This window comes from Parafrankia colletiae (genome assembly GCF_001854655.1).
Classification (GTDB): domain Bacteria; phylum Actinomycetota; class Actinomycetes; order Frankiales; family Frankiaceae; genus Parafrankia; species Parafrankia colletiae.
Map to the genome: position 1 here is coordinate 1 of NZ_MBLM01000029.1, position 8882 is coordinate 8882.

Genomic DNA, 8882 nt, shown 5'->3' on the forward strand with positions numbered 1-8882 from the left:
GAAGCCATTCCGAAACTGCTAGAAGGCTTGCCCTGGAGGCCCGTTCACGAATAGTGGGGCGGAGGGTGCATCCTGTGCGTAATCACGCGGGGATGGTCTGCGGGCGGCTCTCGGATCAGGCGGTGCGGTATGGGGACGGCGCCACGGAGGGGCCTGGGTTCTCCGAGCGGGTTTGACGAACCCATTGGGAGTCCTGTCGGGCCGGCGGTCAGGCATCCTGCTGCGCCGCAGCCGGGGCCCTGCCAGCGGACGCTCTGGTTACCGCGGCATGGCGAAGGATGGTCCGTGGAGGACATGGTGACCGAACACCAGCGAGGACGGGGCGCGATCACATCTCGCCTCGCGAAACCGGGCCTCGAAACTCCCGCCGACTCGCCCTCACGCCGATCGCCAGGCCCGCGCTGAATGCGCATTCGAGCATGAAAGCCAACTGGTCTTTGTGGCGTTCGTACTGCCGGCGTAGCCGTCGCGCCGGATCTTGGCGTGGGCTCGTTCGACGGACACGGTCGGGCCGTTGACCTGCAGGCTCAGGTTCGCATTAGTGCTGGTTGGGTGCACAAATCGGCTCTCCGACCTGCGACGATGCCGAGCGAGATCGGCCAGTGCCGGCCCGAAACCCGCTCTGGCGCCTAATGAGCACCAGGTCGCACGCCCACGCTCCACCGGGCACCCGCATGCCCCGTGACCTGCACCATCAGCGCCGAACCGGCCGTCCGAGCACACATGGCTCGGACACCTGATAACTTTCCCGCTCCATCCCGCCACGAAGACCCCGCAGGCACCCTGGGATTCGTCTACGGCGCGGTCGCACGCAGGATCTGACCGAGGCGTTTCGCCGCCGCCGCCCGGCCCCGGCGCCGGTGGCTACCGCCCGTCCACCTTCGTCGCGGTGTCGCCGAAGACGAACGAGCTGGGCTCGCACTCCGCGATGAAGTCGCAGGGGAAGCCGAGCTGGAACTCGACCGCGGACTCCAGCCGCCGGATCGCGTCCGCCGGCAGGGTGAGGTCGAGCGCGCCCAGGTTCTCGGCGAGCTGCGCGGTGTTGTTGATACCCATGATCGGGTGCACCGCCGCGGACTTGCTGCGCGTCCAGGCGAGCGCCACCTGGGCGGGGGTGGCGCCCAGTTCCTCTGCGACCGCGCGGACGGCCGCGGCCGCGGCCCGGTCGCGCGCGGTGAGCGCCCGCGGGTCGACCCGCGCCGAGCGCCGGGGGCCGTCGGGTGCGTCGACGACACCGGAGAGCACGCCGGCGGCGAGCGGCGACCAGGCGGCCACGGTCAGCCCGAGCGACTCCGCCATGGGCAGCAGCTCACGCTCGATGTCGCGGGTCAGCAGGTTGTAGGGCACCTGCACACCGGCGAACGGTGACCAGTCGCGCCACTGCGCCAGGGTGTTCGCCCGGGCGACGATCCAGGCCGGAGCGTCGGAGATGCCGACGTAGAGGACCTTCCCCGCGCGGACGACGTCGTCCAGCGCGCGCATGGTCTCCTCGATCGGGGTGTGTCGGTCCCAGATGTGCACCCAGTAGATGTCGATGTAGTCGGTGCGCAGCCGGCGCAGGCTCTGTTCCAGCGAGAGCACCAGGTTCTTGCGGTGGTTGCCCGAGGCGTTGGGGTCACCCGCGTCCCGCGACAGCGTGTATTTCGTGGCGACGAGGAAGCGGTCACGCCGGTCGATGACCGAGCCGAGCATGCTCTCGCTCTCGCCATACGCCGAGGCGGTGTCGAGGACGTTGCCGCCCGCGTCGGCGTAGGCCTCGACGACACGACGGCATTCGGTCGCGTCGGGCACGGTCATCGTGCCCAGGAAAAGCTCTGACACCCGCAGGCCGGTCTGGCCGAAGAGCCGGTACCGCATCGTCGGACCGTCTGTCGGTGTGCGGAAGGTGCTACCCATGTGCCTCAGCCTGCAGCGGTGCGCCCGGCGTAGGGAGACCGTGGCAGGGCCCCTCTGGGCTGCCTAGGCTCGGRGCATGGTCGACAACGTGTTGGGCGGGTTCCTCCGGGCCCGACGGGAGTCGATCTCGCCCACCGACGTCGGGCTGCCGGCCGGCGCGCGCCGTCGCACCCCCGGCCTGCGCCGGGCCGAGCTGGCCATCCTCGCGGGCGTCAGCGTCGAGTACCTGACGCGGCTGGAACGGGGCCGCGACCGCCATCCGTCCGGCCAGGTACTCGGCGCGCTCGCCGACGCGCTCCGGCTGTCCCCGGACGAACGCGTGCACCTCTACCGCCTGGTGAAGGTGGTCGGCGGCGAGGTCTGCGCGATGTCCGTCGCCCCGGCCCGGCCGCCGCTGCGCCCCACCCTGCGGGCACTGCTCGACCGGCTCGAGCCCGGCCCCGCGCTGGTCGTCACCGCGCACGGCGACGTGCTCGCCCACACCACCGGGTTCACCCGCCTCGCCGCTCCGGTCGGCCTCGTCGGCGACGTCCCCGCCAACCTCGCGCGCTACGTGTTCACCGACGCGCGGGCGCGCGCGACCTTCCCGGACTGGGCGCGGGTGGCGGACGAGCGGGCCGCGGCGCTACGGGCGGCGGCCGACCTCGGCGACGGTGCGGCGGCGGCGCTCGCCGACGAGCTGTGCATCACCGCGGGCGGCGAGTTCGGCCGCCGCTTCGCGACCGCCGCCGCCCTGCCAGCCTGGACCGGCGTCGAGCGGTGGGCCCACCCGACCGCCGGCGACCTTCGGCTGGCCTTCGAGACCCTGCTCCTGCCCGGCACCGACGACCACCGCCTCGTCGCCTACCTGCCCGCCGACCCAGCCACCGCCGCTGCCCTGACCACCATCCTCACCATGGCCGCGCCCGCCACGGCGCCGTTCTGACCCCTGCCAGTCCTGGATGCGACCCGTCCTTTGACGATCCGACACTGCTCGCGCATCGCGACCAAATAGACAAGACTTTCCGCATGACATCAGCTACCGGCAGTCACGGATCCGGAGCCGAAGACCTCTCCGCCGACGTGCTCRCCGGTCAGGCCGCCTACAACCGGTGGGTACTGGCCGCCTACGACATCGGCGTACTCGGAATCTCCAATCGCTTCGTGTGGCGGTGTCCGACCGAGCGACTGCGCCGGCTGTACGACGGCCATGCCAGCGCCCGGCACCTCGACATCGGGGTCGGCACCGGGTACTACCTCGACAAGGCACGGTGGCCCACCCCGAACCCAGCTGTGACGCTGGTGGACCTCAACCAGAATGCCCTGCGTACGGCCTCGACCAGGATCAGGCGGTTCGCCCCGCGAACCGCGGTCCACAACGCACTCGAGCCGGTGGGTGAGCTACCCGGTGCACCGTTCGACTCGGTCGGTGTGAACTACCTGCTGCACTGCATGCCAGGTGACCTCGAAACCAAGACAGGCCAGCTGCTGACGTCGATCCGGCCGGCCATGTCGCCCCAGGCGGTGCTGTTCGGCTCGACCATCCTGGCCACCGCGGCAAAGCTGTCCAGGCCGGCACGGACACTGCTCGCCTTCTACAACCGGAAGGGCGTCTTTCACAACGTCGACGACCACGCGGAAGCGCTGGATCGAGCACTCGGCGCGGCTTTCGCCAACCACCGGGTGGAACTCATCGGCGGGGTGGCGACGTTCGTCGCGTCCGCCCCCAATCCACTCGAACCGTCCTGACCGACCAGGCGCCGCACCTGGCCGCGGTGCGGCACCTGACCCTCCGCGGCCAGCTACCGGGTGTGGACGTCAGGTGACGAGGATCCGCAGCGGCATCACGGCGCGGGCCGCCGAGCTCGAACGACTACACGCCGACGTACACCGACTATGGGCGCGCCGGAGCCTGAGCGCGGACCAGTGGGATGCCTGGGCGCGGGGGGCGGACCGCTTCGACCTGGCGGTCCGAGACTTCTACAGCCCGTTCGACCACGCCGCCAAAGCTCTACGGAGCGGGGAGACCCAGGAGGTCGAGACTGCCGTCCAGTTCCTCGAAGCCGATCCGTGGTGCTTTCGATCCGGCTACATGAAAGCCGAACTGATGCACCGCCTCGCCAACGGCCCCGATCTGGACACCCATCACCATCGGCTCCACGACGTCGTGGGCAGGCGGCTGACGGACCCACAACCCCGGCTCCTACGCCACACCGCCCGCCTGGCCGCCGCCGTGTGGGACGACGACCTGCACCAGCGAGTCGACCGACTTCCATGCCCCGAACCCGCCAGGACGCATCAGGTTCAGCTCTTCCTGCACCTCGTCGAACAGCGGCTGCGGACCGAAGGCAGAACCCTCGACGGATGCCCCGACCACCGACCACCGACCGCGCTGACCATGCGAGGTCGGGTGGTCAGACGCGCAGGCCCGGGCGATCGGCCCGCTCGACTCAGACCCCCGGAATGGCGCCGAACTATCTGATCTTCCTGGCATTCGCGCCGGCGTAACCTTCGCGTCGAATCTTCGCGTGCATGGGCTCCACGGAAGGTTCTCCAAGAATCCGGCATGCGCGCGACAACCGTGATGTACTTTCGCCACTGACTGTCGTCGACGGGAGGGGCGTTGAGCGGGATCGTCGAACCGCTGATCGCCTCGTTGGGAACTCTCGTCGGGGTGGCCGCCGGTGGGATCCTTGCCGGCCGGGGGCAGACTGTCACCTGGCAGCGGGAGGAAGCCAGCCGCGAGAGGGACACCCGCCAGTCGATCTATGCCAGGTTCATCTCCTCGGCTCGGGAGTGGCGGGCGGTCGTTCAAAGTGATCAGGTGGTTGTCCGAGAGGGTGGCAACGTCGCCCGCGGGCGGCACGCGGACGGCGGCCCGGCGCAGGTAGAGACACTCAAGCTGCAGATCGAGATCAGGCTGGTCGCCCGCCACCGGGAGACTGTCGACCGGGCTGCGGACGTCGTCGACGCCATCCGCCAGGTCGCGAAGGCGCGGCCAGGGCACGAGCCCGGGCAGGTTCCCGACATCCTGATCGCCACCTGCCGGCAGGCAGAGCGCGATTTCCTCGACTCCGCCCGGGCAGAGCTGGGAATCCCGCCCATCGACGGAGGGTCTGGACAGCCCAGCTGATCCGGATCGCCTGGGCAGCCCCCGTCGGCTGACGGCTGGCAGAGGCCAGCAACCATCCGGAACGGCGTGACCGGCGGATACCTGTTTCGCCATCGACTGGATTGAGCGATTCGCCGACGCGATCGCCACGGTCCAGTTCCACGCACGTCGGAGCAGGAGGCCGCGGAGTGTCCACCGTCGAGGAGCGCGTAAAGGGCGTCGTCGTGGAGCAACTAAACGTCAAGCCGGAGCAGGTGACGAACAACGCGTCATTCGTCGAGAATCTGGGAGCGGACTCCCTGGACCTTGTCGAGCTGGGTGTGGCCCTGGAAGAGGAGTTCGGCATCGGTATATCCGACGAGGATTCCGAGGAGATCAACACCGTGCAGGACGCCATCGACTGGATCAACGCACACCGGCGGTAGACGCGCTGTCGGCTGTCGACGCGATCAACCGGAGTTGGTGCTACTGGAAATCGTCACGGAGGGGAGCAGCGAGTCTCCGGCGGCGCCGGAAGTAAGGTGGGAATCACGGCGTTCGCGAGCGCTACGCCAGCGGAATCCGCCAAGCTGTTTGAGGCAGGTTCTTCGGACCGCACCAGCAGCTCGCGCCGAGCGCGTCGATCGATCCGACGACACTCGCCGTGCTCGGTACCGCGAACAGGTGCCAGATCGTCAGCTTGCCGGCCGTCCGGGCGTCCCAGGGAAACTCGTGGAAGACGAGGAGGCGGACGATCTCGAGCCAGTCCCGGTCGGGATCGAGACCGGCCGTGCGGATCTCGCGCCCGCCGCGGTCGCCACCGGGAGCGATCACACGGCCGAGTATGGGCGGCGCGGCGCCTCGGATCGTTGATCTGTAGCAAACCGGACAGCCTGTCGCGTGGTCGGCCTGAACTCGGAAGGGCAGCCAGGCAGAATGTCCTGTATGTCGCTATTATTGGGGCAATAACCGCTTTACTGATACTTCTTGTGGCCTGGCGGCCGGGTCGAGCCTGGTTGGCGGTGGCCGGGTGAGTGGCTGTGAGAGGCGCGAGGCTCAGGGGGCGAGTCGTCCTACTCCCGAGTAAACGTTGGCAACGCCGTGATCAGCGGCTATAACCCTCTCTGAGGGACTCGGGCGTATTCACCGCTAGTGAGGTTGCGCGGACCGATTCGGTCGTTGTCATCCTCTCCAGGACAGAGGAAGCGAGCTGYGTGGTGCTCACTGCTGCGAAACGCGCCGGCCGGAGCCTGCTRGTGATCTTACTTGTCACCATGGGCGCGGTGGCGTTGYTGGGCCTGGCGCCAGGTTCGGTGGTCTCGGTCATCCTCGGCGAGAACGCGACCCCGGAGGCGATCGCTGCACTGAACACAACACTGAGCATGGATAAACCGCTGTGGTCGCAGTACCTGAACTGGCTCTGGGGTGCGGTGTGCGGTGACCTGGGCGCCTCGCCGGTGACCGGGCAGCCTGTCGTCGTCGAGGCGATCGTCGAGCGGCTGCCGATGATGTTGGAAATGGCGGCGTTGGCACTCGTTTCTCTCCTCGYCGCCGTGGCGCTGGCCGTGGTGTCCGCGACGTGGCCCGGGACGGCGATCGATCGGGCGATCACCGCACTGTCCTCGGTGTCCTCTCGGACCCGCCGTCATCGCGGGCTCCGTGTTGATCTACGTTTTGGCGGAGCCGCTTAGGGTCGGTTTCCGGTGACGGGGTGGTCCCACCCTCGCCTGGTCGTCACGGGAGTTCGTGATGGCCGAGCGGAACATGGGCGAGGGCCCCTGCGGATCCTCGCGCTCAACGAAACAGGCGACCACGCCAGCGGTTCGGCTGCCGCATTCTTCACGACTGATCGCCCGCCCGTAGCCGGGCGCCACCTGAGTCAGCCGCCCCTCAGTCCCCGCGCCCTGCGCCGATTTACCGATCCCGAACACTGATGAAAGGTCCCCTGATGATTCGTAAGACGCGATTACTCGTCACCGCTGTCGCATGCTGTGTGGCGCTCGTCCTGGCCGGATGCGGCGGCGGCGGTGATACCAGCCCGTCCACGAGCGCCTCCGCCAAACCGGTGGCCGGCGGCGAAGGGCGGGTCCTCCTACTGAGCGATCCGCGCACTCTGGATCCGGCGATCCTCGGCAACGCGTATGCGTCCGGCGCCCTCCTGGGTAACGCCCTGTACGGGACCCTGATGACCAACGATGAGGCAGACGAGGTCCATTACTCGATGGCCGAGTCGTTCACCACGACCGACAACGGCAAGACCTTCACCCTGAAGCTGCGGCCGGGGCTGGTGTTCTCCGACGGCACCCCGTTGAACGCCGAGGCCGTGAAGTTCAACTGGGACCGAACCAAGGACCCGGCCGTCGGCTCGCCCCACCGGTCGGAGGCGGCGACGATCGAATCGTCCGAGGTGGTGGACGATGTCACGCTGAAGGTCACCTTGGTCACCCCCGTGCCGAGGTACGCCCTGTCCGTCCTCGCCTCCTCGATGAACTGGATCGCCTCACCCGCGGCCCTGCAGAAGGGCCAGCAGGCCTTCGACGCGAAGCCGATCGGCGCGGGACCGTTCACCCTGGAGAGCTGGACCCGCCAGGCCGACATCCGGCTCGTCAAGAACCCCCGCTACTGGGACGCACCCAAGCCCTACCTCGACCGCCTCACCCTCCGCTCGGCGCTCGACAGCAACCAGCGCTACAACACGCTGCTCACCGGGGGCGCGGACGTGGCCGTCGACTCGAGCTGGGTCAACCTCGACAAGGCCACCAAGGCGGGTCTGCCGACCGACGTCATGCAGCTCAGCGGCGGCGTCTTCACAGCGCTGAACATGCGCAGAGCACCGTTCGACGACATTCGTGCGCGTCGGGCGGTCGCGGCGGCAGTGGACTCGGACGCGCTGAACCTCGCAGCCTACAACGGCACCGCGAAGCTGGCCGACACGTTGTTCACCGACGCCTCCCCCTTCTACTCGGAGACGCCGCTGCGCAAGAGGGACAAGGAGACCGCCCAGCGGCTCTTCGACGAGCTGGCCGCCGAAGGCAAGCCGCTGTCCTTCACGTTCACCAGCGCCTCCAGCAGCGAGAACAGGGCACTTGCGGAGAACATCCAGACCCAGCTCAGCGCCTTCAAGAACGTCAAGGTCGAAATCAGGATCATTGAGGTCGCCGAGTTCGTCCAGCTGCGCAGGACACTCGACTTCGACGCGGTTATCACGTCCGCGCTCTTCCAGGACCCCGAGCCTCGGCTGACGACGGTCTTCAGCGGGGGCTCGCCGGCGAACATGCCCGGCATCGACGACCCGGCGCTCAACAAGGCCCTGCTGGCCGGTCGGACCGCGACCTCGGAGGAGGAGCGCAAGGCGGCCTACGACACGGTGCAGGAACGGCTGACCGAACTGACCCCGATGTTCTTCGTCGCGCGTGGGGGGCTCGGCGCCATCTCGGCCAAGAACGTCGGCGGCCTCGTGCAGTACGGCCTCGGTTCGCTGCTGCCCGAGGAACTGTGGATCCAGCCGTAGTCGTCACCCCGCGGCTCCAGCAGTAGTCGGTCGCTACCCGGATGAAAGGTAGCCACGACCCATGGAGCGGGCGGCGAGCCGGGGCAAGCAGATCGTCATGGTCCTCCAGGACCCCGGTCAGTCGCTGAACCCCGTGGTGCGGGTGGAACGGCAGTTGCCCGAGGGGCCGCGCCGGCGCCTCGGCCTCATCTGCACGGAAGCCCGGGCTCGGGCCCTCGACCTCCTCAAGGAGGTCGGGGTGCCCGACCCGGGACTGGCGGCGAGCGCGACGGTCTCGGTCTATGCCACCCGACCGGAGAACGCCTTCCGTTGGCGGAGGGCACCCGGCGACATCGCGTCATGGGAAGCAGTAGGAGTCGGACGAGGCGTCGCCGCCTTCCAGTCGGATCTGGTGCACGCGTAGCC

Annotated in this window: 10 protein-coding genes; 7 read left to right on the forward strand and 3 right to left on the reverse strand. The window is 68.7% G+C overall.

Annotated features, from left to right (window positions below):
• Positions 1–864: 864 nt before the first annotated feature.
• Entirely contained in the window at positions 865–1857 is a 993-nt protein-coding gene (locus tag CC117_RS05480; protein ID WP_071082676.1) for an aldo/keto reductase, read from the reverse strand.
• A gap of 115 nt (positions 1858–1972) precedes the next feature.
• Here CC117_RS05480 and CC117_RS05485 point away from each other — a divergent pair, with 115 nt between their 5' ends.
• Positions 1973–2821 (forward strand): helix-turn-helix domain-containing protein, encoded by an 849-nt coding sequence (locus tag CC117_RS05485; RefSeq protein WP_071082670.1) that lies wholly within the window; start codon positions 1973–1975, stop codon positions 2819–2821.
• A gap of 83 nt (positions 2822–2904) precedes the next feature.
• On the forward strand, positions 2905–3624 hold the full coding sequence (locus CC117_RS05490; protein ID WP_071082671.1) for a class I SAM-dependent methyltransferase: 720 nt from the start codon (positions 2905–2907) through the stop codon (positions 3622–3624).
• 454 nt (positions 3625–4078) lie between these two features.
• Here the strand turns inward: CC117_RS05490 and CC117_RS37260 are convergent, their stop codons facing one another.
• A complete protein-coding gene (locus CC117_RS37260) occupies positions 4079–4252 on the reverse strand; it encodes a hypothetical protein (RefSeq protein WP_157905349.1) in 174 nt (57 codons plus the stop codon).
• A gap of 246 nt (positions 4253–4498) precedes the next feature.
• On the opposite strand from CC117_RS37260, the gene CC117_RS05495 reads away from it, so the two are divergent.
• Positions 4499–5008, forward strand: coding sequence for a hypothetical protein (locus tag CC117_RS05495; protein WP_071082672.1), 510 nt, complete (start codon positions 4499–4501; stop codon positions 5006–5008).
• A 167-nt stretch (positions 5009–5175) separates the two neighbouring features.
• On the forward strand, positions 5176–5412 hold the full coding sequence (acpP, locus tag CC117_RS05500) for an acyl carrier protein (protein WP_071082673.1): 237 nt from the start codon (positions 5176–5178) through the stop codon (positions 5410–5412).
• A gap of 121 nt (positions 5413–5533) precedes the next feature.
• Here acpP and CC117_RS05505 read toward each other — a convergent pair whose 3' ends face one another.
• Positions 5534–5800 carry a hypothetical protein gene (locus CC117_RS05505; protein WP_071082674.1) on the reverse strand — a complete coding sequence of 89 codons (267 nt, stop codon included), beginning with the start codon at positions 5798–5800 and terminating at the stop codon, positions 5534–5536.
• A gap of 383 nt (positions 5801–6183) precedes the next feature.
• Here CC117_RS05505 and CC117_RS05510 point away from each other — a divergent pair, with 383 nt between their 5' ends.
• The 3 genes from CC117_RS05510 to CC117_RS38710 all read left to right on the forward strand — a co-directional run bounded on the left by CC117_RS05510 (position 6184) and on the right by CC117_RS38710 (position 8880).
• Positions 6184–6657, forward strand: a complete 474-nt coding sequence (locus CC117_RS05510) for an ABC transporter permease family protein (protein ID WP_256385356.1) — start codon at positions 6184–6186, stop codon at positions 6655–6657.
• Between the two features lie 257 nt (positions 6658–6914).
• Complete coding sequence (locus CC117_RS05515; protein ID WP_198541743.1) at positions 6915–8477, forward strand: ABC transporter substrate-binding protein; 1563 nt, start codon at positions 6915–6917, stop codon at positions 8475–8477.
• Positions 8478–8538: 61 nt separating this feature from the next.
• Positions 8539–8880, forward strand: coding sequence for a hypothetical protein (locus CC117_RS38710; RefSeq protein WP_071082675.1), 342 nt, complete (start codon positions 8539–8541; stop codon positions 8878–8880).
• The last annotated feature ends 2 nt before the right edge of the window (positions 8881–8882 follow it).